Source organism: Streptomyces sp. NPDC002206 (assembly GCF_053593595.1).
The window spans coordinates 819,864-842,492 of the sequence record NZ_JBSFCW010000001.1 but is presented as its reverse complement, the minus strand read 5'-3'; the positions used below and the strand labels follow the sequence as shown (position 1 = coordinate 842,492).

General features: G+C 71.0%; 19 protein-coding genes and 3 pseudogenes. 11 read left to right on the top strand and 11 right to left on the bottom strand.

The features are described 5' to 3' along the window. The first annotated feature begins 13 nt into the window (after nucleotides 1–13). The 3 genes from ACWCP8_RS03975 (at nucleotide 14) to ACWCP8_RS03965 (ending at nucleotide 3,208) form a co-directional block, all read left to right on the top strand. Nucleotides 14–928: an SDR family oxidoreductase gene (locus ACWCP8_RS03975; RefSeq protein WP_451114045.1), complete on the top strand. Its 915-nt coding sequence runs from the start codon at nucleotides 14–16 to the stop codon at nucleotides 926–928. An 82-nt stretch (nucleotides 929–1,010) separates the two neighbouring features. After that, nucleotides 1,011–2,162 carry an acyl-CoA dehydrogenase family protein gene (locus tag ACWCP8_RS03970; protein ID WP_451114044.1) on the top strand — a complete coding sequence of 384 codons (1,152 nt, stop codon included), beginning with the start codon at nucleotides 1,011–1,013 and terminating at the stop codon, nucleotides 2,160–2,162. Next, nucleotides 2,159–3,208 (top strand): Zn-dependent alcohol dehydrogenase, encoded by a 1,050-nt coding sequence (locus ACWCP8_RS03965; protein WP_352265858.1) that lies wholly within the window; start codon nucleotides 2,159–2,161, stop codon nucleotides 3,206–3,208. Before ACWCP8_RS03970 ends, ACWCP8_RS03965 begins: the two co-directional genes overlap by 4 nt. A 34-nt stretch (nucleotides 3,209–3,242) precedes the next feature. Here the strand turns inward: ACWCP8_RS03965 and ACWCP8_RS03960 are convergent, their stop codons facing one another. Beyond that, complete coding sequence (locus ACWCP8_RS03960) at nucleotides 3,243–4,232, bottom strand: GlxA family transcriptional regulator (protein WP_352265857.1); 990 nt, start codon at nucleotides 4,230–4,232, stop codon at nucleotides 3,243–3,245. Nucleotides 4,233–4,381: 149 nt separating this feature from the next. On the opposite strand from ACWCP8_RS03960, the gene ACWCP8_RS03955 reads away from it, so the two are divergent. Further along, nucleotides 4,382–5,614 (top strand): MFS transporter, encoded by a 1,233-nt coding sequence (locus ACWCP8_RS03955; protein ID WP_451114043.1) that lies wholly within the window; start codon nucleotides 4,382–4,384, stop codon nucleotides 5,612–5,614. 83 nt (nucleotides 5,615–5,697) lie between these two features. On the opposite strand, the gene ACWCP8_RS03950 is transcribed toward ACWCP8_RS03955, so the two are convergent. Next, nucleotides 5,698–6,030 (bottom strand): hypothetical protein, encoded by a 333-nt coding sequence (locus tag ACWCP8_RS03950; protein WP_451114042.1) that lies wholly within the window; start codon nucleotides 6,028–6,030, stop codon nucleotides 5,698–5,700. A 161-nt stretch (nucleotides 6,031–6,191) separates the two neighbouring features. Here ACWCP8_RS03950 and ACWCP8_RS03945 point away from each other — a divergent pair, with 161 nt between their 5' ends. Further along, nucleotides 6,192–7,529 carry an MFS transporter gene (locus tag ACWCP8_RS03945; protein ID WP_451114041.1) on the top strand — a complete coding sequence of 446 codons (1,338 nt, stop codon included), beginning with the start codon at nucleotides 6,192–6,194 and terminating at the stop codon, nucleotides 7,527–7,529. A 168-nt stretch (nucleotides 7,530–7,697) separates the two neighbouring features. Here the strand turns inward: ACWCP8_RS03945 and ACWCP8_RS03940 are convergent, their stop codons facing one another. The 3 genes from ACWCP8_RS03940 to ACWCP8_RS03930 form a co-directional block, all read right to left on the bottom strand. Beyond that, entirely contained in the window at nucleotides 7,698–8,294 is a 597-nt protein-coding gene (locus ACWCP8_RS03940; RefSeq protein WP_352266013.1) for a flavin reductase family protein, read from the bottom strand. A 71-nt stretch (nucleotides 8,295–8,365) separates the two neighbouring features. Further along, the gene (locus tag ACWCP8_RS03935) at nucleotides 8,366–9,196 is read right to left on the bottom strand and encodes an enoyl-CoA hydratase/isomerase family protein (RefSeq protein WP_451114040.1); all 831 of its coding nucleotides are present in this window, start codon (nucleotides 9,194–9,196) and stop codon (nucleotides 8,366–8,368) included. 31 nt (nucleotides 9,197–9,227) lie between these two features. After that, nucleotides 9,228–11,456 carry an acetate--CoA ligase family protein gene (locus ACWCP8_RS03930; RefSeq protein ID WP_352265851.1) on the bottom strand — a complete coding sequence of 743 codons (2,229 nt, stop codon included), beginning with the start codon at nucleotides 11,454–11,456 and terminating at the stop codon, nucleotides 9,228–9,230. A 412-nt stretch (nucleotides 11,457–11,868) separates the two neighbouring features. On the opposite strand from ACWCP8_RS03930, the gene ACWCP8_RS03925 reads away from it, so the two are divergent. Further along, nucleotides 11,869–12,363: a transposase gene (locus ACWCP8_RS03925; RefSeq protein WP_451114039.1), complete on the top strand. Its 495-nt coding sequence runs from the start codon at nucleotides 11,869–11,871 to the stop codon at nucleotides 12,361–12,363. Nucleotides 12,364–12,516: 153 nt separating this feature from the next. Here the strand turns inward: ACWCP8_RS03925 and ACWCP8_RS03920 are convergent. Then, nucleotides 12,517–12,840, bottom strand: a pseudogene (locus tag ACWCP8_RS03920) (transposase family protein); the annotation flags it as partial. A gap of 502 nt (nucleotides 12,841–13,342) precedes the next feature. Between ACWCP8_RS03920 and ACWCP8_RS03915 the strand changes: the two are divergent. The 3 genes and pseudogenes from ACWCP8_RS03915 to ACWCP8_RS03905 all read left to right on the top strand — a co-directional run. Beyond that, a complete protein-coding gene (locus tag ACWCP8_RS03915; RefSeq protein ID WP_451114038.1) occupies nucleotides 13,343–16,462 on the top strand; it encodes an FG-GAP-like repeat-containing protein in 3,120 nt (1,039 codons plus the stop codon). A 74-nt stretch (nucleotides 16,463–16,536) separates the two neighbouring features. Beyond that, nucleotides 16,537–16,842, top strand: a pseudogene (locus ACWCP8_RS03910) (transposase family protein); the annotation flags it as partial. Between the two features lie 257 nt (nucleotides 16,843–17,099). Continuing rightward, a pseudogene (locus tag ACWCP8_RS03905) lies at nucleotides 17,100–17,360 on the top strand (Uma2 family endonuclease); the annotation flags it as partial. 25 nt (nucleotides 17,361–17,385) lie between these two features. On the opposite strand, the gene ACWCP8_RS03900 reads toward ACWCP8_RS03905, so the two are convergent. After that, nucleotides 17,386–18,594, bottom strand: coding sequence for a flavin-containing monooxygenase (locus ACWCP8_RS03900; protein WP_451114037.1), 1,209 nt, complete (start codon nucleotides 18,592–18,594; stop codon nucleotides 17,386–17,388). A gap of 172 nt (nucleotides 18,595–18,766) precedes the next feature. Between ACWCP8_RS03900 and ACWCP8_RS03895 the strand changes: the two genes are divergently transcribed. Then, nucleotides 18,767–19,219, top strand: a complete 453-nt coding sequence (locus tag ACWCP8_RS03895) for a DoxX family protein (RefSeq protein ID WP_326605182.1) — start codon at nucleotides 18,767–18,769, stop codon at nucleotides 19,217–19,219. Then, complete coding sequence (locus ACWCP8_RS03890; RefSeq protein WP_352265845.1) at nucleotides 19,216–19,626, top strand: Zn-ribbon domain-containing OB-fold protein; 411 nt, start codon at nucleotides 19,216–19,218, stop codon at nucleotides 19,624–19,626. The genes ACWCP8_RS03895 and ACWCP8_RS03890 overlap by 4 nt, the downstream gene beginning before the upstream one ends. A 34-nt stretch (nucleotides 19,627–19,660) precedes the next feature. Here ACWCP8_RS03890 and ACWCP8_RS03885 read toward each other — a convergent pair whose 3' ends face one another. The 4 genes from ACWCP8_RS03885 to ACWCP8_RS03870 form a co-directional block, all read right to left on the bottom strand. Further along, nucleotides 19,661–20,263, bottom strand: a complete 603-nt coding sequence (locus ACWCP8_RS03885; protein ID WP_355994838.1) for a DUF1707 SHOCT-like domain-containing protein — start codon at nucleotides 20,261–20,263, stop codon at nucleotides 19,661–19,663. A 34-nt stretch (nucleotides 20,264–20,297) separates the two neighbouring features. Continuing rightward, nucleotides 20,298–20,882: a PspA-associated protein PspAB gene (pspAB, locus tag ACWCP8_RS03880; protein ID WP_451114036.1), complete on the bottom strand. Its 585-nt coding sequence runs from the start codon at nucleotides 20,880–20,882 to the stop codon at nucleotides 20,298–20,300. Between the two features lie 18 nt (nucleotides 20,883–20,900). Then, the gene (htpX, locus tag ACWCP8_RS03875) at nucleotides 20,901–21,809 is read right to left on the bottom strand and encodes a zinc metalloprotease HtpX (protein WP_267003247.1); all 909 of its coding nucleotides are present in this window, start codon (nucleotides 21,807–21,809) and stop codon (nucleotides 20,901–20,903) included. Between the two features lie 67 nt (nucleotides 21,810–21,876). Further along, entirely contained in the window at nucleotides 21,877–22,563 is a 687-nt protein-coding gene (locus ACWCP8_RS03870; protein WP_352265837.1) for a pyridoxine/pyridoxamine 5'-phosphate oxidase, read from the bottom strand. Nucleotides 22,564–22,629: the final 66 nt, after the last annotated feature.

The following is a 22,629-nucleotide window of genomic DNA, read 5'->3' as shown; positions in this document are numbered from 1 at the left end:
GAAGGGGCCGGGCATGGGGAACTTCTTGGCAGGCAAGGTGGTGGCCGTGACCGGTGCCGGCCGTGGCATCGGACGGGCGGTCGCGCTGGCCGCGGCGGCACAGGGGGCCCGCGTCGTCGTCAACGACCACGGCGTCTCCATCGAGGGCGGCGAACCGAGCAGCGAGATAGCCGAGTCCGTCGTCAAGGAGATCGAGGCGGCGGGCGGCGAGGCCGTCGCGGTCGCCGACGACATCTCCACGATGGCGGGCGGACAGCGGATCGTGGACACGGCGCTGGCGCGGTTCGGGCGGATCGACGGGGTCGTCTGCGTGGCCGGGATCCTGCGCGAACGGATGCTGTTCAACATGTCCGAGGAGGAGTGGGACGCCGTCGTCGCCACCCACCTGAAGGGCACCTTCACCGTCTTCCGGGCGGCCTCGGCAGTCATGCGGAAGCAGGACGGCGGCGGCACACTGGTCGGCTTCACCAGCGGCAACCATCAGGGCAGCGTCGCCCAGGCCAACTACAGCGCCGCCAAGGGCGGGATCATCTCGCTCGTCCGGAGCGCGGCGCTCGGCCTGCACAAGTACGGCGTCACGGCGAACGCGGTCGCCCCGGTGGCCCGGACCCGGATGTCCGCGAACGTCCCGATGGAACTGAAGGAGATCGGCGAACCGGAGGACGTGGCCGCACTCGTCGTCTACCTGCTGAGCGATCGGGCCCGCGAGGAGAAGATCACCGGTCAGGTCTACACGATCGCCGGCCCGAAGATCGCGGTCTGGGCGCAGCCGAGGGAACTGCGGGCGGGGTACGCGGAGGGGGCCTGGACGCCGGAGCGGATCGCCGACTTCCTGCCGGGGACGGTGGGGGTGGATCCGATGCCGATGCTGGCGCAACTGGAGGCGATGGCGGCCGCGGCGGCGGCGAAGGCGAGGCCCAACGCGTGACCTCCCACCGGGGCTCCGCCCCGGACCCCGCTCCTCGATCGACGGAGGGGCTGGATTTTCCGCCCGACCCCAAGGAGTGGACATGGACTTCGCGTTCGACGCGGCGGACGACGCCTTCCGCCGGGAGGCCCGGTCCTGGCTGGAGGCCCACCTCGCACAGCCCTGCGCCACCGAGGGCGGCCGCGCCTGGGAGCAGGAGCTGGGCCGCGCCGGCTGGATCGGCCTCGGTTGGGACACCGGGACAGCCGGCTACGGAAACCGGCCCGCCACCCTCACCCAGCAGGTCGCCTGGGCGGAGGAGTACGCGCGTACCACCGCCCCCGCCCGCGTCGGCCACATCGGAGAGAACCTCCTCGCCCCCACCCTCATCGCGTACGGGACCGACTCGCAGAAGCAGCGGTTCCTCCCCGCCGTCGCCCGGGGCGAAGAGCTCTGGTGCCAGGGCTACAGCGAACCCGGCGCCGGCTCCGATCTCGCCGGGGTGCGGACCGGCGCCGTGCCGGACGGTACCGGCCGGTACATCGTCACCGGCCAGAAGATCTGGACCTCGCTCGCTCAGGACGCCGACTGGTGCTTCGTCCTCGCCCGCACCACCCCGGGCTCGCAGCGCCACCACGGACTGTCGTTCCTGCTGGTGCCGATGGACCAGCCGGGCCGTGTCGAGGTGCGCCCGATACGCCAGATGTCCGGGACGAGCGAGTTCAACGAGGTCTTCTTCGACGGCGCGCTCGCCGAGGAGGTGGTCGGCGGCGAGGGCAACGGCTGGACCGTCGCCATGGGGCTGCTGGCCCTGGAGCGCGGCGTCTCCACCCTGGTCCAGCAGATCGGTTTCGCCGCCGAGCTGGACCGTGTGGTCCGGGCCGCCGTCGCCGGCGGTGCGGTCGCCGACGCCGTACTGCGCGAACGGCTCGTCCGGCAGTGGGCCGAGCTGAAGACCATGCGCTGGAACGCCCTGCGCACCCTGGGCGGTTCCGGCGACGCGGGCGCCCCGAGCGTCGCCAAGCTGCTCTGGGGCGGCTGGCACAAACGGCTCGGCGAGCTCGCCGTGGAGATCAGGGGCGCCGCCGCAGCCGTGGGCCCGGACGACTGGTCGCCCACCACACCGTACGAACTCGACGAGGCACAGCGCCTGTTCCTGTTCACCCGGTCCGACACCATCTACGGCGGCTCGGACGAGATCCAGCGGAACATCATCGCCGAGCGGGTGCTCGGCCTACCGAGGGAGCCGAGATGAGAGGCGTCGTCTTCGACGGCAAGCAGACCGAGGTCGTCGACGACCTGGAGATACGCGACCCGGGACCCGGCGAGGTGCTCGTCGCGGTGGCAGCCGCCGGCCTGTGCCACAGCGATCTGTCGGTCGTGGACGGGACCATTCCGTTCCCGCTGCCGGTGGTGCTCGGGCACGAGGGTGCGGGTGTGGTGGAGGCGATCGGCGCGGGCGTCACGCATGTCGCGCCCGGCGACCATGTCTCGCTGTCCACGCTGGCCAGCTGCGGCGCCTGCGCCCAGTGCGACCGGGGCAGGCCGACGATGTGCCGCAAGGCGATCGGGATGCCCGGACAGCCTTTCTCGCGGGGCGGCAAGCCGCTGTACCAGTTCGCCTCCAACTCGGCCTTCGCCGAACGGACCCTCGTCAAGGCCGTGCAGGCGGTGAAGATCCCCGCCGACATCCCGCTGACGTCGGCCGCCCTGATCGGCTGCGGTGTGCTGACGGGAGTCGGCGCCGTGCTCAACCGGGCGAAGGTCGACCGCGGCGACACGGTCGTCGTGATCGGCACCGGCGGCATCGGGCTCAATGTGATCCAGGGCGCGCGGATCGCGGGCGCGCTGACGATCGTCGCGGTGGACGCCAACCCGGCGAAGGAGGCGGTGGCACGGCAGTTCGGCGCGACGCACTTCCTGCCGTCGGCGGACGGCGTGCGCGAGATCCTGCCGACCGGCGCCGACCACGCCTTCGAGTGCGTGGGCCGCACGGAACTGATCCGGCAGGCGATCGACCTCCTGGACCGGCACGGCCAGGCGGTCCTGCTGGGTGTCCCGGCGGCGACGGCGGAGGCGTCGTTCCTCGTCTCGTCGATGTATCTGGACAAGTCGATCCTGGGCTGCCGGTACGGTTCCTCGCGCCCGCAGCGCGACATCGCGCTCTACGCGGACCTGTACCGGGACGGCCGGCTGCTCCTCGACGAGCTGGTGACGGAGACCTACCCGGTGGAGGACTTCGCGAAGGCGGCGGACGACGCGCACCACGGGCGGGTGGCCCGCGGCGTGCTGGTGTTCTAGCTCCTCGGGCGCCGCATCCGCATCCGCGCCGCCCTCACCGACCGCCCGCCCCCGCGCGGAACGTCCGCCGGTACATCGTCGGTGACACGCCCAACGCCGCCTGGATGTGCTGGCGCAGCGACGTGGCCGTCCCGAACCCCGCTTCCCGTGCCACCTGGTCGATCGACAGGTCCGTGGTCTCCAGCAGCCCCCGTGCCCGCTCCACCCGCTGCTGGGTCAGCCACTGCCCGGGACTGATCCCGACCTCCTCCCGGAACCGGCGCGTGAACGTCCGTACGCTCATCGACTCCTGTTGCGCCATGTCGCGCAGCAGGATCGGCCGGTCGAGCCGCCCGAGCGCCCAGGCTCGAGCGCTCGTCGTGGTCGCGAACTGTGTCTCGGGGACCGGGCGTTGGATGTACTGGGCCTGCCCGCCGTCGCGGTGCGGCGGTACGACCGTGCGGCGGGCGACGTCATTGGCGACGGCTGTGCCGTGGTCGCGGCGCACGATGTGCAGGCAGAGGTCGATCCCGGCGGCGACCCCGGCGGATGTGAGGACGTCCCCGTCGTCGATGAACAGCACGTCGGGGTCGACCCGGACCCGCGGGAACAGCTGCTGGAAGTGGTCGGCGGACGACCAGTGCGTGGTGGCGGGGCGTCCGTCGAGACGCCCGGCGGCGGCAAGCACGTAACTGCCCGTGCAGATCGAGACGAGCCGGGTGCCGGGCCTGATGTACGCGAGCGCGGTGGTCAGCGCGTCCGTCAGCCTGCCCTCCTCGTAGACGGGGCCGAGTTCGTAGGAGGAGGGGATGACGACCGTGTCGGCGATGGCCAGCGCCTCGGGGCCGCGCTCGACGGCGATGGTGAAGTCCGCGTCGGTGGCGACCGGTCCCGGTGGGCGGACGGAACAGGTTACGACTTCGTACAGCTTCCGGCCTTGGTCTCCGGCCTCGGAACCGCGTGCCAGGCCGAAGATCCTTTGTGGGATGCCCAGTTCGAAAGGGAGCAGCCCGTCGAGGGCCAGGACGACGACTCGATGCCGCATGGCGGACTCCCTTCACCCCTAGTGGTATAGACCTTAAACTGATACATGTCACTGACGTGAAGGAAAAGTCAGCAGAGCACGAGTGCATTCCCGGCGCGACCCGTGAGAGCGCCCCATCCCCTTCGTCCCTCCTCGGCCCTACGGCTTCCTTGCCGCCGCTGGTTGCGCGATGGGACGACGACCGACCGGGAAGTGAGCTCTGGAACCGTAACTTCCGGCTCTTCTTCATCGCCCGTACCGCCGCGCTCTTCGGCGACGGCATGATCCCGGTGGCGCTCACCGCGGGTCTGCTGGGGGCCGGCCGGCCGCACTCCTCCGTGGGCTTCGCGCTGGCCGCCTGGATGGGGCCGCTGGCGCTCTTCGTGCTCTTCGGCGGTGTACTGGCGGACCGGTTCACCCCGCGCCGGATGATGATCATCGCCGACGCGCTGCGGCTGGTCGGGGCATCCGTGCTGGCCATCTCCTTCGCCACCGGCAACCCGCCGCTGTGGGCGGTGTACGCACTGAGTTCGGTGGCCGGCGTCGGCGCCGCGCTCTTCCAGCCGGGCGTCGCATCGACGGTGCCCCGGGTGGCGCTCGACGTGCAGCGCGGCAACGCGGTGCTCCGAGTCTCCGAGGCGCTGATGACCATGGCCGGCCCCGCCTTCGCGGGGCTGCTGGTCGGGCTGGCGAGCGCCGGAGCGGTGTACGCGGCGAACGCGTCGACGTTCGCGGTCTCCGGCGTCTGTCTCTTCCTGATGCGTCTCGCCCCGATGCCGTCCGACGAGGCGCCACGCGGCACATTCGTCGCCGAACTGGTTGATGGCTGGCGGGAATTCAGGGCGCGCAGCTGGCTGTGGGGGGTGATCGCGATCTGGACGGTGTACGGCTTCACTGTGATGGGCCCGATGCTCCCGCTGACCGCGGTCGAGGTCACCGAGGCACACGGCTCGGGCACTTACGGGGTGATGATGGCGGTGAACGGCGCGGGCAGCGTGCTCGGCGGCCTGCTGGCCCTGCGGCTGAGACCCCGCCGACCGCTCGCGGCGGGCGCGATCGCCCTGACCGGGGTGTGCGTGAATCTGGTGGTGCTCGGCCTCGGGATGCCGGTGTTCGCGCTGGGGGCCGGGCAGTTCGTGGCGGGCGCGGTGTTCGCGTTCTGGCTGGTGATGTGGTCGACGACGGTCCAGACGCACGTCCCGCCGGAGGCCCTGAACCGGCTGCACGCCTACGACGTGGCGGGTTCCCTGCTGATGCTGGCGGCGGGCCGCGCGTTGGCGGGACCGGTCGCGGACGCGGTGGGCGCTTCGGAAGTGCTGCTGGCCGGAGCGGTGATCAACGCGCTGGTGGTGGGGGTGCTGCTCGCGGCCCGCCCGATCCGCCGCCTGGAGCGGATCGGGTGAGCCGGGCAACCGCGGCGGGGGTCCGGGCCGCGCACCGCGTGGCGGCTGCCCGGACGGCTGCAGTCCGGCCGGGCCGACGACCGTCAGCGCTTCTGCCGGTCCCGCTCCTCGGACTTCTGCATCTCGATGACCTGGAAGACATGCGCACTGATCTGCCTGCGCACACTGCCACCGACGAGCAGCGCGGAGCCGAGGACGGAGAGCGGTCCGGAGACCGCCAGGACGGTGAGCTGCTTGGGCAGTTCCGACACCACCGTGCACTGCATGGTGACGCGGTAGCAGTACGCATCCGCCTGATCCACCAGCAGGAACGCCAGCCAGATCCAGAGCCCGGCGGCGATGAGCAGCAGTCCGGCGCCCCACGCCTGCATCAGCGCGGAACGGTGATGGAACTGCTGACGCGCGACCCATTGCATGAGATCCCCCGGTGCGATCGGCTCGTCCGTCTCATTCGGCCGGGTGAGCGTTCGTCCCGGCCGACGGATGATCGTACGCCTTCCCTCATGGCCCGATCCCTACGAACGATGTCCCTCGGGCCACTCGTGAGGACATGGCCCGGGACCGGATGCTGGGTGACGTGACCCAGACAACCGATAGCGCCGCCGCAGGTCCCACGCAGGACGACGCCCGCCCGGCCGACCGCAAGCCGTCCCGCCTGCGCATCCACCGTGCCTGGATCGTCGCCGTCGTCACGTTCGTGACGATCATCGGCGGCGCCGCGTTCAACTCCCTGCCCGGCCTCCTCATCGACCCGCTGCACACGGAGTTCGGCTGGTCACGCGGGGAGATCGGGCTGGCCGTCTCGATCGACATGGCGCTGTACGGACTGACCGCGCCGTTCGCCGCCGCGCTGATGGACCGGTTCGGCATCCGCCGGGTCGTCGTCGTGGCCCTGTCCACGGTCGCGGCGGGGGCCCTGGCCAGTGTCTGGATGACGGCTTCCTGGCAGCTGATGATCTATTGGGGCCTGCTCGTCGGCCTCGGCACCGGCTCGATGGCGTTGGCCTTCTCGGCCACGGTGACCAACCGCTGGTTCGTCGCCAGGCGCGGCCTGGTCACCGGCATCCTCACCGCGGCCGGCGCCTCCGGGCAGCTGGTCTTCCTGCCGCTGTGCGCCTGGATCGTCGAGGAGCACGGCTGGCGCCCGGCCTCGGTGACCGTCGCGCTGGCCGCGCTCGTCGTCGTCCCGTTCGTCTGGCTCCTGATGCGCGACCACCCGGCCGATGTGGGCCTGGCCCCCTACGGCGGCTCGTACGTGGAGAAGCCGGCGCCCGCCCGGGGCGCGGCGGCCCGTACCGTACGCGTCCTGTTCGACGCCGCCCGCACCGGACCGTTCTGGCTGCTCGCGGGCACGTTCGCGATCTGCGGCGCCTCGACCAACGGCCTGATCCGTACGCACTTCGTGCCGTCGGCCCACGACCACGGCATGCCCATCACGGCAGCCGCCTCGCTGCTCGCCGTCATCGGGGTCTTCGACATCATCGGCACGATTTTCTCCGGCTGGCTCACCGACCGCTTCGACGCCCGCCGGCTCCTCGCCGTCTACTACGCTCTGCGCGGCGTCTCGCTGCTCTTCCTGCCGATGCTGATGGCGTCGACGGTGCACCCGCCGATGGTCTTCTTCATCGTGTTCTACGGCCTGGACTGGGTGGCCACGGTCCCGCCGACGCTGGCCCTGTGCCGCGAGCAGTACGGCGACGACAGTGCGATCGTCTTCGGCTGGGTCCTCGCCTCCCACCAGGTCGGCGCGGCACTGGTGGCGTTCCTGGGCGGTGTGGCGCGCGATGTGTTCGGCTCGTACGACATGGTCTGGTACGCGTCGGGGGCGCTGTGCGCGACGGCGGCGCTGATGGCGCTGGTGATCCGGCGGCAGGCGCAGACTCCGGAGCCGGTGGTGCTGACCGGCACCGGCTGAGGCGGTCGCCGACCCGTGCGCGAAGAAGCGGACGGGAGGGCTGCGCATGCTGAGCCCGGAGGGAGAAGGGGCGCGCGTCGCGCCACCGCTGCCGAAGCTGTGGGTCCCGTCCGAAGCTCGGCCGGCAGCGCCGTCAGCGCCGCCGTCGCGCACCGCGTCGGTACACGCTCACCCGCTGAAGCGGCCGAACGCCCCCCGGTGGAACAGCAGCGGACCGACCCCGTCCGCCGCCCCCAGTGCCTCCACCCGCCCGACCACGATCAGATGGTCGCCGCCCGTGTGGACGGCCTGGATGCGGCAGTCGACCCAGGCCGGTACGGAGGCCAGCAGCGGCGACCCGGTCGCGGGAGCGGCCCCGTACCTCACCCCGGCGAACTTGTCGGCCCCGCTCACCGCGAACCCCCGGCACAACGCGCCCTGCTCCGCGCCCAGGATGTTGACGCAGAACGCCCCGGCGCGGGCGATGCGTGGCCAGGTCGTCGACGTACGGGCGACCATGAAGGTGACCAGCGGCGGATCGAGGGAGAGCGAAGCGAACGACTGGCAGGCGAACCCCGCGGGGCCGTCCGGGTCGTGGGCGGTGACGACGGTGACACCGGTCGCGAAGTGACCGAGCACGCGCCGGAATTCGGCCGGATCGACGGGCAGCCGCTCGTCGTCGGCGACGGCCCGCAGCTCGGGGCGCGGCAGCGGATCGACCGGCGCCGGGCCGGCGGTTGTGGCGGCGCCGACGGACCTGAGGTACCGGACGGCGGTGGCGGCCATGCCTGCGTGTCCCATCACATCTCCCAGTTAAGCTGACGGATCGTCAGATAAGAAGGGCTGGGCCCGGATCGTCACAGCCCCCGGTACTTCGGTGCGCGGCGTTCCACGAAGCTCGCCACGCCCTCGACCGCGTCCTGCGTGGTCATGTTGATCTCCTGGGCCATTGCCTCGGCGGCGAACGCCGTTGCGCGGTCGGCGTCCAGGGATGCGTTGACCAGCTGTTTGGTGAGGGCGAGGGTGCGGGTCGGGCCGTCCGCCAGACGTTGCGACCATGCGCGGGCCGTTGCCGTCAACTCCTCGGCCGGGACCACCCGGTTGACCAGGCCCAGGCGTTCCGCCTCCGCCGCGGGGAGTGCGTCGCCGAAGAACATCAGCTCCTTGGTGCGCTGCGGTCCGATCAGCCGGGGCAGCAGGTACCCGCCGCCGCCGTCCGGTACGAGGCCGCGGCGTACGAACACCTCGATGAACTTCGCCGAGTCGGCGGCCAGCACCAGGTCGCAGGCGAACGCCAGGTGTGCGCCGATGCCGGCCGCCGTGCCGTTGACGGCCGCGATCACCGGCTTCTCGCAGTCCAGGACCGCCGCGATCAGGCGCTGCGCGCCGAGCCGGATGGTGCGGGCCACATCGCCGGGGATCCGGGCGCCCGTGGACGGGGCGGCGCGCAGGTCGGCGCCCGCGCAGAAGCCGCGGCCGGTGGCGGTCAGGACGACGGCCCGGACCGCCGGGTCGGCGGAGGCCCGGGCGAGGAGGGCGATGAGGCGTTCCCGCTGGTCCCAGGTGACGGCGTTCATCGCTTCGGGGCGGTTGAGAGTGATCCATGAGACGCCGTTGTCAGTGGCGTGGAGTACCAATGAGTCAAGCGGGTCGGCGGACCCGGGGGTGTCTTCGGGGGAGGACGGCATGAGGCGGCTCCTTGGCAGGTGGCGTGGGCGGTCAGCGGCAGACGGCGAGCGCGTCCAGCGCTACCGCGCCCTGCCCGCGGCCCAGCACCATCAGCGGGTTGATGTCCAGTTCGGAGAGGTCGTCGCCCAGTTCCAGTGCCATCCGCTGGACGCGCAGCACGACCTCGACGAGCGCGTCGACATCCACCGGCGGTCCGCCGCGTACGCCTTCCAGCAGGGCCCGGCCGCGCAGTTCGCCCAGCATCGCCCGCGCCTGGTCCTCGCCGAAGGGCGGCACCCGCACCGCCGCATCGTGCAGTACCTCTACGAGGACGCCGCCGAGCCCGACCGTCACCGTGGGCCCGAACAGGGCATCGTGCGTGACGCCGACCATCATTTCGACGCCCCGCTCGATCATCTGGCAGACCAGGACGCCGTCCAGCTCGATGCCCTCGTAGCGGGCGATGTCGGTCAGTTCGCGGTACGCGTCGCGGACCTGGCTGGCGGAGGTGAGTCCGACCTTGACCAGGCCGAGCTCCGTCTTATGGGCCAGCCGCGCGCCGGACGCCTTCATGACGACCGGGTAGCCGACCAGGCCCGCCGCCCGGACGGCCGCCGCCGCGCTGGTGACCAGCTGCTCGCGCGGGACGCGGATGCCGTACGCCCGCAGAAGCTGCTTCGCCGCGTGCTCGCTCAGCTGGTGGCCCGGGCGCATCAGGGCCTGCGCCTTGCGGAACGAGGGCGACGGCGTGCGCGGCGCCTCGTCGAAGGGCGAGCGGTACGAGCCGGCGAACCGGTGGTGGTCCAGATAGGCCTTCACGGCGGTGATGCAGTTGCCGAACGTGCGGAAAGTGGCGACGCGCGACGAGCCGAGCAGCGTCGTGCGGTACGCGTCCTCGGTACCGACCGGGGATCCCCACACCACGCACACCAGCTTGTCCGTGGTCTCCGCCGCGTCCACCAGGTCCTGCGCGAGCCTGTCGCTCATCGGGGGGAACGGGCCGGTGATCGGGCAGATCAGTACCCCGACGTCCGGGTCGGCGAGGATCGCGTCGATGATCTTCCGACCACGCCAGTCGCCGACCGGATGCCCGCCGTTGTCGACCGGGTTCGCCACGTTCAGATAGCCGGGAATCCACTCGTGCAGCTCGCGCTGCTTCTCCTCGGACAGGGTGGGGAGCTTCAGCCCCGCCCCCGTTGCCAGGTCCGAGAAGTGCGCGCCCGTGCCGCCCGAGATCGAATACACGACGACCCCGTCGGCCTGCGGTTTCCGTGCCCGGGCCAGCAGGGCCGCGGTGTCCTGGAGTTCGTCGAGCCCGTCCACCCGGATCACACCGAACTGCCGCATCGCCGCGTCCACCACCTGGTCGGCGCCGGTCAGCTTGCCGGTGTGTGACGCGGCCGTCCTGGCCCCCGTCTCCGTACGCCCCACCTTGACCGCCACGACCGGAACCCCGGCCCGTGCCGCCCGGTCGGCGGCGAGCAGAAAGGAACGCCCGTCCTTGAGCCCTTCCACGTAGCAGGCAATGGCCCCGACCTCGGGGCGCTGCGAGAAGTACGAGATGAAGTCGGCCGTCTCCAGATCCGCCTCGTTGCCCGTGGGTGCCCAGTGCGACAGCCGTACGCCCAGCTCCTGGAGGGTGTAGACGGGGCGGCCCTGGTGGCCGGACTGGGTGATCAGGGCGATCGCCGGCCCGTCGAGGTCGTCCCGGAACGCCTCGAATGCGTTGAGGTTGGTGTTCGGTCCGAGCAGCCGCAGCCCCGACCGCTCCACCGCGGCCGCCAGCCGCGCCTGGGCGGCGGCGCCCTCTTCGCCGGTCTCGGCGAACCCGGAGGCGAAGGCGACCGCGAACTTGACCTTGGCCTGCCCGAGTTCCTCGATCACCGGGAGCGGGTCGCCGACCAGCAGCACCGCCAGATCGACCTGCTCCGGCAGGTCCGCGACGGAAGGAGAGCAGGGGCGGCCGAAGACGGACTCCCGGGTGGGATGGACCGGGTGCAGGCGTGCCCCGACCCGCTCGGCCCAGGCGACGAGCTGCCGGGTGATGCCGGTGCGGGGCCGGCCCTCGGTGTCGGATGCCCCGATGACGGCGACGGACTCGGGCCGGAAGAACCGGTCCAGGTCGGGCACGGGCGCGTGCAGCGGGCGGCCGCTGACGTCGAGATCGCCTTCCGCGGCGGCGGCCGTCATGCTGTGGACGGCGGCGTGCGGCTCCTCGCCGCAGGCCACCACCCGGGCGCGGAAGTGTGTGGTGAGGGTGCCGTGAGTCGATCCAAGCATCGTTCCGCCCACTCCTGCCAGAGGTCCGTCCGGGCTCGGGGCGCCCGTATCCAATTAGCTGACGCCTTGTCAGGTTACTGAACTGACGCTTCGTCAGGAATGGTCGTGCAGGCAAAGGCTGATCCGGACGCACGGAAGAGTGGGCGGGATCGTTGGAACTGCGCGAGCTCGGGGAAGCGTGCGTGCCACTCCCAATGAGTCTGCGACTCTGCCGTCGGCGGGACGTTGCCCGACTCGATACTCTGCTTGAGGTGATCGGCGAGCCGGAAGGGCCAGTCCTGGATTTCGGACTCGGCCGGCCCGACGTCCGGCTCTGGATGGAACTCGCTGAGGCGCAAGCGCGGGCGGCTGAGAGGATTCCGGGCATACGCGCGCAAATGGAGTTCGGCTCCGACAGGGTTCAGGGTCGGGTGTGCCAGGTGTGGTGCATGGATGCGAGCAGGGCGTCGCTCGACCTGTCGGCCCCGTCGTCTGCGGGCTGACCTGCATAGCCGCGCAGCGCCTGACCCAACTCGCCGTAGAGGCGATTGAATTCGAGCGGCTTCATGGACGCGTGGACAGCCCCAGGACCTCCCACCGCCACCACGCCGGCGTCGAAGACAGCGTCCGCACGAACAAAGCGATGGGCCTCGCGATTTGCCCTTCCTTCACCGTGAACCAGGCATGGATGCTGACCGCGAACCTCGCCGCCGACCTCGACGTCTGGCTCCGCCTCCTGACCCTCCACGACAAGGAAGGCCTCGCCGACGCCGAGCCGGAAGCCATTCGCTTCCGGCTCAACCGCCTGCCCGCACGCCTCACGAAACACGCCCGCCGCCGATGGCTCTGCGTCGAGACCACTTGGCCCTGGGCGAGCGCGTTTACCACCGCCTGGACCCGCATCGCCGACCTCCCGACCGTCACCTGATAGCCGGGTCCCGCCCCGACGAAGACCAGAACGGAAGAGACCAGCACCAACCCGGGCCCGTGCAACCCGGCGCAGCCGCAGCGACACGCGACGACCCCGATTCGAAACACAGCGAACAAGCCGGGGTGAGCCGATGAGCCTTTTCCAACCTCGCGCTGACGCGTGATGAAGGACGAGAACGGCCTGGACGATCGCGGTGGTGTTGCAGCGGAGCTTCCGCAGGAGGCGCCGGCCCTTCAGAGTGGCCATGGCCTGCTCGCCGAGGCGGCGGATCTTGGCGTGCGTGCTGTTGTGCCGGCGCTTCCACCGCTTGAGATGACGGCCGCGGAAGGGCACCCGGATGGAGCCGTCGGCGCCCTGATATGCCTTGTCGGCCCAGCACTTGAGGCCGGCCTCGATGAGTGCCTCGACGATTCCGTGGGTGCGGGCGGCGGTCAGGTCGTGGGTGGAGCCGGGTAGTGCGGGCGAGGCCCACAGCTCGGAGGCCATCCGCAGTCCGAGGCCGACACGCTCCGCGTGGACGTCCACGTGGCTTCGGCGTTCATGGTCACCGTCGCTGCGATCGCGACTCCGGCCGTCGCGGCGACGGAAACTCCGGCGATGACGCGACGCTTCACCGAACGCCGATGACGTGCTGCTTGCGGAGTCACGCTCCCACCCCTTTGTCCTGGTTTCCCGGCTTGAGCACAGCCGCCACATCGGCTGCCCGAAGTACACAGCGCAACTCCATGCCCAAACGTCACACGGCAGTGACATATATCGTTTTGTCCACTAGCGAACGATTCGCGAGCACGTTCGAATTCCGTGTACGTCCTGTGTTAGCTTTCGCGGCCTCCGGAGGTCTGTTCCGCATCGCATCACGTCGATGCGCGCCGCATGCGCGTGTCCGTGTGCGCCCGCGTCGAGCCGTCTCCCCATCACCATCCAGTTGGAGGTATGTGTGACAGGACGTCATTCGCCTGGTCGCAGAAGCAAACTCATGCGCACGGGCATCGCGACGGCCGCCGCCCTCGCGGTGGCCGGCGGCGCGGCTCCCTTTCTCCTCCAGGGCGCCCAGGCCGAGCCGGCCGCCCTGACGATCCCGGTCCCCGACCGGTTCGCACCGCTGAAGAACACCGTGCACGATGCGGGCACTTCGGGCTTCCTCACCAGGGAGGAGCAGGAGGGCGACGCGTACAACACCGGCTTCGGGCCCATGGGCGGGTACCGGTGGATCCCGCAGAGCGGCGACGCGCAGGCCGTCGGCTCCGACCCCGCCGATTCCGGTGTGCGGGTGGACGGCTCGGCCTCGGACGTCGTCGCCCTGTACACGAAGGCGTCGCGCACAGTCGAGCTGAAGGACCTCAAGTCGGGTGCGTCGACGACGTTCACGCTGCCTGACGGGCACATTTATCTCGGCGCCACGGGCGGCGCCGTCCTCACCGCCACCTCGAAGGACACCGGCGGCATCGAAGCGCTGCACGTGCTGCGCAAGCCGGACGGCGGCGAGCTCATGGACACCACGGTGACCGGTGCCGTGCCGGCATCCGCGTGGGCGGTCGGCTCCGACGGGCACACCATCGCCCTGCGCACCCCCATCACCGGTGGCCAGCAGATCACGCTCGTCGACCTGGACACCGGGCGCGCGACCCTGGCGTTCCCGACCGCGTGGGCGAGCGCGCAGCTGCAGGTCGTGCTCTCCGACACGTACGTGGGCTGGTACGACAGCGAGTCCGGCGACGACAAGGTGCATCTGCTGCGCCGGGACGCACTCGACGGCGCCGAGACGACGGTCGACGTGGCGGGAAGCCGCGAGTACCCGGCCACCGTGGCGGTGCTCGGCGACTACGTTCTTGCCGCCACGGGTTATTCGCCACAGCAACCCGGCGACGAGTATCAGCGACGCCAGGGCGGGGAGTTGCGGGCGCTGCCCATCGGCGGCAGCGACGCCAAGACCCTGCTGCCGCACGCGGCCCTCTTCATGGCGGCGGCGCCCGACGGCGGCGTCCTGGTGACCGGCGGCGCGGACGCGGGCCACTGGGCGGTGCGCAAGGCCACGGTCGGCTCCGACGGCACGATCGGCCTCAGCACGCTGCGCGAGCTGCCGGCACGCGCCGGCCAGGTGCATGAACTCGCCCTGTCCACCGGAGTGCTGGCGACGAGCGAGTGGGACACCAGCCCCTACCCCTCGATCTTCAAGCGCACCCTCGACCTCGGCGACAGCCCGTCTGCGGGCGACCGTTCGGTGCTCCAGGAGCCCGCGGCGACGGACGACGCGAGCGATGTACGCCGGTTCGCGGGCACCCTCCCCGTGGGCACCGGCGACGGCCGCTTCGCGTACGGCGACACCTACGCGTACAGCACCTCCAAGACACACCTCGAGGTCCGCTCCTCGGAGCAGGACTCGCTGTCCCTGCCGCTGCCCCGGCAGAACGCCGACGGCACTCCCACGACGTACGGCGGCAAGGTGCTCTCGGCCTCCGGCCGCTATGTCGTCTTCGGCGAGGGCACCGGCACGAGCGACCACCAGTACGTGGCGGACATGGCAGCGACCGGCGGGCCGAAGATCGTCTCCGAGCGGGTGGGCGGCGGCAGCGCCGTGTGGGGCACCAAGCTGTGGACGGTGGGCGACACCGACGGCACCATCAAGGCCGTCGACCTCAAGTCCAAGGAGACCGCCGACACCGTCGACATCGGCTGCACGCCGAACCGGCTCCAGGCAGTGGGTCGCTGGGTCGCCTGGGACTGCGCCTCCGGTTCCGGGCTCTACGACCGTACGACGAAACAGAAGGCCGACCTTCCCGCCGCGGGTGAGCTGGGCGACGGTTATCTGCTCGGCCTCGACAAGGACGCCGGGAAGGTCCGCCTGACCGACCTCACCGCAGGCACCGTCGGTGACACCCGGGACCTGGCCGATCTGCCCGGTGCCACCGGGAAGATCACGGCCGACCGGTTCGGCGGTGGCGTCGCCTGGCTGGACTCGGCCACGGGCGTTGTGCACGCCGAGTCCACCGGTCTGCCCGCGTCCCCACTCGCCGAGATCGAGTCGCACCCCGACACGACCGTCGACCTGAAGTCCACGACGGACGCGCGCTGGGACGGCTCCTGGCAGCTGTCCAAGCCGGCGGCGTCCGGCGCACAGATCGTGATCAAGGACAGGGCCGGCCGTACCGTGCGGACGCTCACCGCCACCGCGCACGGCGCCGCGCTGACCGCCGACTGGGACGGCAAGGTCTCCGACGCGGCGTACGCGACCGACGGGACGTACACCTGGACGCTGACCGCGGCGCCGAAGGACGGCCAGGGCGCGGCCCTGCAGCTCACCGGGAGCATCACGGTGGCCGGGGGCGCACGTGGCCACCACGACCTCAACGGCGGCGCGGGCGACGTGATGACGCTCAGCTCCTCCGGCTACCTCACCACCCACTACGGCGACGGCAAGGGTGCCTTCGGCAGCAAGGCGTCCGGCTCCGGCTGGCCCGCGGGCACCTACGCCGTGCCCTTCGGGGACCTGACCAAGGACCGCTGCAACGACCTCCTGGTCCGCACGCCCGACGGCACCCTGCGCCGCTACACGGGCAAGTGCGCGGGCGGCGGCTACAGCCCCAGCGGCGCCTACACCTCCATCAGCACCGGCTGGCAGCAGTACAACGTGCTGACCGCGCCCGGCGACCTGACCGGCGACGGCCGTACGGACCTCATCGCGCGGCAGGCCTCCACGGGCGACGTCTACCTGTATGCCGACAACGGCGCCGGCGGCTTCAAGAGCCGGGTGAAGATCCGCTCGGCGTGGACCACGTACACCCACATCACCGGTGTCGGCGACCTCAACGGCGACGGCTTCGGAGATCTGCTCGCCCGCCGCAGCGACGGCACGCTCTTCCGCTACGACGGCACGGGCGCGGGCCAGTTCAAGGATCGGGTCACCGTCTTCACCGCCTGGGGCAAGACGTACAACGCGATGGTGGGCGTCGGTGACATCACCGGTGACGGCAAGGGTGACCTGGTCGTCCGCGACACCTCCGGCAACCTCTACCGCAACGACGGCAAGGGAAACGGATCGTTCACCTCGCGCACGCAGATCACCACGGGGTGGCAGGGCTACAAGGGCCTGTTCTAGAAGACTGCTGAAAGTCTCGGGTTCCGGCCCCGACTCGGTCGAGTCGGGGCCGGCCTTGTAGGCATGCAGGGGGGTGGGCCTCGCCCGCACTACCCGGCTCCACCCACGACCTGACCGCCGCCCGCACCCACGGAATCGTCGAGGCACTCATCGAGGCCGGCCTCAAGTGCTGCGCCGACAAGGCATATCAGGGCGCCGACGGCTCCATCCGGGTGCCCTTCCGCGGCCGTCATCTCAAGCGGTGGAAGCGCCGGCACAACAGCACGCACGCCAAGATCCGCCGCCTCGGCGAGCAGGCCATGGCCACTCCGAAGGGCTGGCGCCTCCTGCGGAAGCTCCGCTGCAGCACCAACCGCATCACCGCGATCGTCCAGGCCGTATGGCCCCGTTGTCACCGAGCACCATCAGCCGACCGCCCTGCCGGACCACCTGATCGTCCCAGGGGGCGCCCATTGCTGCACGAAGAGGCGGTCACCGACCTCCGGAGCGACCGCCCCGCCGATGGCTACGCGGACACGAGTGCGATCTGCTGATGGTCGAGGCGACGCTCGCCGACCGCTGGGGCGTCGCTCCCCGACCTGTTCCGCGCAAGACGGTCCTGCCCGGCTCGCCCCGTACCGTGACCGGCTCCACCGGGTCTCTCATCGCCGCTGTCGAGATCGTCTCCCGATCAAATCCGGACAACGACTGGGTGAGCAAAATGCGCGACTACCCCCTGCTCGGCATCCGCGTCTACGCGATCTTCGACCCCCGCACGGGCACGGGTGCAGTCCTCTCCGACATCCATCCGACGCCGGAAGGCCCGCGGTACGCGGTCCGCAAGGACTTCGTGTACGGCGAGGACGTCACCATCGGCGAGTGGACGATCTCGACCGACGCGCTCCCTCGTTACGTGTGACGTCCGCGCGGAGGCCCCCCGCCGGTCAGCCGGTGTGTGCCAGCTTCCTGGCGATCTTCCGTGCGTCCAGGGCCATTTCGCGGAACATGCCGCTGATCGGATTGGTGAACCCGGTGAAGAAGAGCCCGGGTGCGTGCTTCGGCGTGCGGCTGCCGTGCACCACCGGCCGCCCGCGTGCGTCCAGTACGTCGAGGTGTCCGACCAGCGGTTCCAGGGCCCGCCGGTAGCCGGTCGCCGCGATCACCGCGTCCGGGGTGATCCGGGTCCCGTCGGCCAGCACGACCGCGTCCTTGTCGAACGACTCGACCGTTGCCACCGGCACCACGCGGCCGCCCCGCACTGCGTCGATCAGCCCCACGTCCTGGACCGGGATGGCGCCGTCCTTGACCCGCGAATAGAGGCCCGTGTCCGGGCGCGGCAGACCCTGTTCGGCGAGGTCGGGCACGGCGGCCTTGGCCATCAGCCGGCCGGCCCGGTCGACCAGCCGCACCGGCAGTCTGCGGACCAGGATGCCGGTCGCCTGCGCGGGCCAGCCCGCCGTCGAGCGGCGCACGATGTGCGGAACGGTGCGTACCGCGATCCGTACCCGGGAAGCGCCGCCCTCCACCAGGTCCACGGCGATCTCCGCGCCGGTGTTGCCGATCCCGACGACGAGGACGTCCTTGCCTGCGTACGGGGCGGGGTTGCGGTAGTCGCGTGCGTGCACCAGCTCGCCTGCGAAGGTGTCGCGGCCGGCCCAGTCCGGTATCCGCGGGGTGTGGTTGTAGCCGGTGGCCACGACGACGGCCCGCCCGGTCAGTACCCGGCCGCCGCTCGCGGTGAGCTGCCACTCGGTGCCGTCGGCCGCCCGGTCGATACGGGTCACCTCGACACCCGTCACCACCTCCAGCTCGTGGTGTTCGACGTACTTCTCCAGGTAGCGCACCACATGGTCGCGGGACACCCAGCGTCCGAACCGGCGCGGCATCGCGAGCCCCGGCAGCGCGGACCAGTGTCGGGTGGTGTGCAGGTGCAGCCGGTCGTAATGGCCGCGCCAGGACGCGCCGACGCTTCCGGATTTCTCCAGCACGACGGCCCGTACCCCTTGCTCGCGCAGGGCCGCCGCGGCGGCGAGCCCGCCGGGGCCGCCGCCGACGACGTAGACGGGCCGGTGTTCGGTGGTGTCGGTGGGCGCGGGGGCGGGCGCGGGCGCGGGCATGGGACTACTGCCGGAGTTGGAGGTGCTGTTGGGCATGGATCGGAGCGTAATCGCCCGATTACTTGATGGGTCTCGGTCAAGGTCGGAATCGATTGCGAATTGATCACGAGTGTGTGCGTCCGGCCCGTGTGCTGCGCACCTCTTGCGCAGCGGTGCCGGATCAGATGAACTGACGTACCGTCAGATGTCGTGAGTGGGAGGGGCCCCGATGCAGACGATCTGGCTCGGCGGAGCCGAGTGGCTCGCCGTCCTTCGAATAGGGCTCGGTCTGTGGTGGCTGGAGAGCTGGCGGCACAAGGACAAGAAGGGCTGGTTCGAGCGCGGTACGGGCATCGCCTGGGCGGCGGACGTCGCGGGCAAGCACCGATGGGCGGCGGTACGGACCGGCTTCCAGCGGATCGTCGCACCCCGTCCCAAGGCCATGGCCTACCTCGTCGTCTACGCCGAACTCGCCCTGGGTCTCGGCCTGATCGCCGGATTCCTGACACCCGTCGCGCTCCTCGGCGGACTGCTTCTCAACCTCCTCTACCTGGTGCTGATGATCCACGACTGGGCCGAGCAGGGACAGAACGCGATGATGGCGCTGATCTCCCTCGTCGCCCTCTTCGCCATGTCCTGGCAGGTCTGGTCCCTCGACCACGCGATCGGACTCTTCGGATGACCACGGCCGCCCCCCGCTTCGACCTGCCCGAACCGGACGGCTTCACCCGGCCCTACTGGGACGCGGCCGCCGAGGGGCACCTGCTGCTGCGCCGCTGCCACGCCTGCGGCAGGGCCCACCACTACCCACGCGAGTTCTGCCCGCGCTGCTGGAGTGAGGACGTCACCTGGGAGCGGGCGAGCGGCCGCGCCACGCTCTACACCTGGTCCGTCGTCCATCGGAACGATCTGCCGCCGTTCGGCGCCCGCGTCCCGTACACGGCGGCCGTCGTCGACCTCGCCGAGGGGCCGCGCATGATGACGGAGATCGTCGACTGCGCAGAGTCCGACCTCACCATCGGTATGGCACTGCGCGTCACCTTCCGGCAGGAGGAGGGCGGCGAGGCGGTCCCGGTCTTCCGGCCGTGAGACGGCCCCCACTCCGCCGCTCACCCGGCACGACTCAGAACGACTTGCTGCGCCGCAGCGCGCGCCGCAGCTTCCACCGCTCCCAGACGTTGGGGTGGCGGATGACCACGCCGCCCATGCCGGCCGTGCCGGTGACGCGGATCAGCGGGGTGCCCGGGAGTCTTTCGTCCGTGGTCCGGTCCTTGAAGCCGCCCAGGCCGGGATCGACCTCGTCGGTCTCCGCGGCCCAGCCCGCAGGGACGATGATCCTGACCCCGCCCATCTGCCCGTTGACCTCCAGCTCGATCTCGCGCAGCCGGCACTCGGTCTGGGTGAAGTCGAGCCTGGCGCCGCCCATGCCGCCGTCCACATCGATGTGCGCAGGCACCTTCCAGCGCCCGGAGCGCACCGCGCCGTGGATGCCGCCCTTGAGGACCAGCGGCTTCCCCGCGTCCTGCGGCGCGGGCCCAAGATCGGCGGTGAGGGGCGCCAGCTCGGCGTAGGTCTTGGCGACCAGCGCCTGGCCCAGCCGGGTATCCAGCTCGTCGAGGTCGATACGGCCCTCGGCCGCGGCCTCCCTCAACTGGTCCACCACCGCTTCACGGTCGGCGTCGGAAGCGCGCAGCCGACTGACGGAGTTCGGGCGCTCAGCAGTCATGAACCTGATGATACGGAACGGCTCGGCGTCCGGCTCACAGTCCGGGCGCCCCCCAGACCGGGAACCACCGGGAGAGATCCTTCTCGACCCGCAGGTCGTCCCCGAGTGTCGCCCTGATCTGCAACTCCAGCTGGTTGTCGCGCTTCTCGGCGCCGCCCCGCACCGGGGCGAACGGATAGAACGTGCCGCGCTTGTACAGGTAGACCAGCGCCAGAGACCGCCCCTCGGCGTCTCGGAAGCCGATCAGCGAGCAGAGCAACTGCGGGCCGAAGCCGCCGTCCTGGAGCAGGGTGTTGACCGCGTGCAGGTCGTTGACCAGGGCGGCCACATCGTCGGGGGAGCGGCGGGAGAGCAGCCAGGTGTAGCCGTACGTGTCCTGGCTGAACTCCACCGGGATGCCGCCCCGGTCGACGTCCGCGTCGAGCAGTTCCTGTACGTCCTGCCGGATACGGGCGAAGGTGCCGCCCTCCACTCCCGCGAAGCAGACCGAGCCCAGTCCGGTGGGGGTGAAGCCGGCGCCCGCCTGGAGGGTGAGGGCGGCGGACGGTACGGCGAAGAGCTGGTCGAGGTCGGGGCGGACCGGTTTGCTGCGGCCGAGGATGGTGTCGAGAAGACCCACTGCGGACTCCCTGGTTCCTTACGGGCGGGCAAGTTCGGCGGAGATGCGGGCCAGCTGGTCGAGGCGCTGTTCGAGGGTCGGGTGGGAGGAGAGCAGCCGACTGAGGCTCTCCTTCGAGGAGAACGCGGGGACGAAGTAGAAGGCGTTGTACGGCTCCGCCTTCCGCAGGTCCTCCGTCGGGATCCGGGCCATCTGGCCGCTGACCTTGGTGAGCGCCGAGGCGAGCGCGGAGGGCCGGCCGGTGAGGAGGGCGGCGGCGCGGTCGGCGGAGAGTTCGCGGTAGCGCGAGAGCAGCCGGGTGAGCAGGAAGCTCAGGCAGTACACGACGGCGCTGATCAACGGGATCAGCATGATCGCGATGCCGACGGGGTCGCTGCTGCGGTTGCGGGAGAAGCCGCCCCAGAGGGCGACGCGGGTGACGATGCCCGCCAGGACGCCGAGGAACGAGGCGATCGTCATGACGGCGACGTCCCGGTGGGCGACGTGCGACATCTCGTGCGCGAGGACGCCTTCCAGCTCCTCGGGTTCGAGTCTGCGCAGGAGCCCGGTGGTGGCGCAGACGAGTGCGGTCTTCTCGCCGCGGCCGGTGGCGAAGGCGTTCGGTACGTCGCTCCGGGCGATGGCCACCCGGGGTTTCGGCATGTCCGCCAGGGCGCAGATCCGGTCGATGGTGCCGTGCAGCTCGGGTGCTTCCTCCGGGGTGACCTCGCGGGCACCCATGCTGAATGCGGCGATGCGGTCGCTGAACCAGAACTGGGCGATGAACAGGCCGCCGGTGAAGATCAGGATGATCGGCCAGGCGCCACGCAGCACCGCGAGGAGCACGCCCACCAGGATCACGTACAGCAGTCCGATCAGGAACATGGTGGTGACCATGCGCGTGGTCAGACCGTGGTCGGGGGCGTAGCGGGAACGGGTCCGTGTCATGGAATGCCTCCAGCAACTCACCTGTCTCCCATAGTGCTCCTTTCTGGTTGGAACCGGTTCTGCCAGGTCACGGCCAGAGCAGTTCCCGGGTCCAGTCGCCGCCGTCCCGGCGGTAGCGCAGCCGGACGTGGCGCCGCCTCGCGTCACCCTGGAAGAACTCGACCTCGCGCGGCTCGACCACGTACCGCGTCCAGCTCGCCACGTCCGCCCCCGGTTCCGCCTGCGCCTGCTCCCAGGCGGCGTCCGAGGCGCGGTGCAGTTCCTCGTACGAGCCGAGCACCTCGCTCTGCCGTCCCACCAGCGCCGACGCCAGCGCCCCGGTCGAGCGGACATGCAGATCGGCCCGGCTCTCCGCGGGGGTGCAGGTGGTGACCGGACCTCGTACCCGCACCTGCCGCCCCTGCGCGGGCCAGTAGAAGCCGAGCGCCGCGTGCGGGTGCGCGGCGAGCTGGCGGCCCTTCGCGCTGGTGGCGTGCGTGGCGAAGTGCCAGCCACGGTCGTCCGCGTCGTGCAGCATCAGCGTCCGTAGGTCCGGGTGTCCCTCGGCGTCGACGGTGGCCAGCGTCATGGTGTGCGGCTCGGCCTGTCCGGCGGCCACCGTCTCGGCGAACCAGGCGTGGAAGAGGGGGAGCGGGGTGCGGGGCGCGGCGGCGGGATCGAACGAGGGCAGCTCGACGTCCCATACGCGCTGGGCGTGCAGGAGGTCCCGGAAGGCCTGCTGGGCGGAGTGCGGATCAGGCGTCACATCGGTCATGCGGCCCCATCATGCCCGCCGGGGCGCGGGACCGCCGGGTCGGTCCGCGGTGGTGGGAGGCGGGCG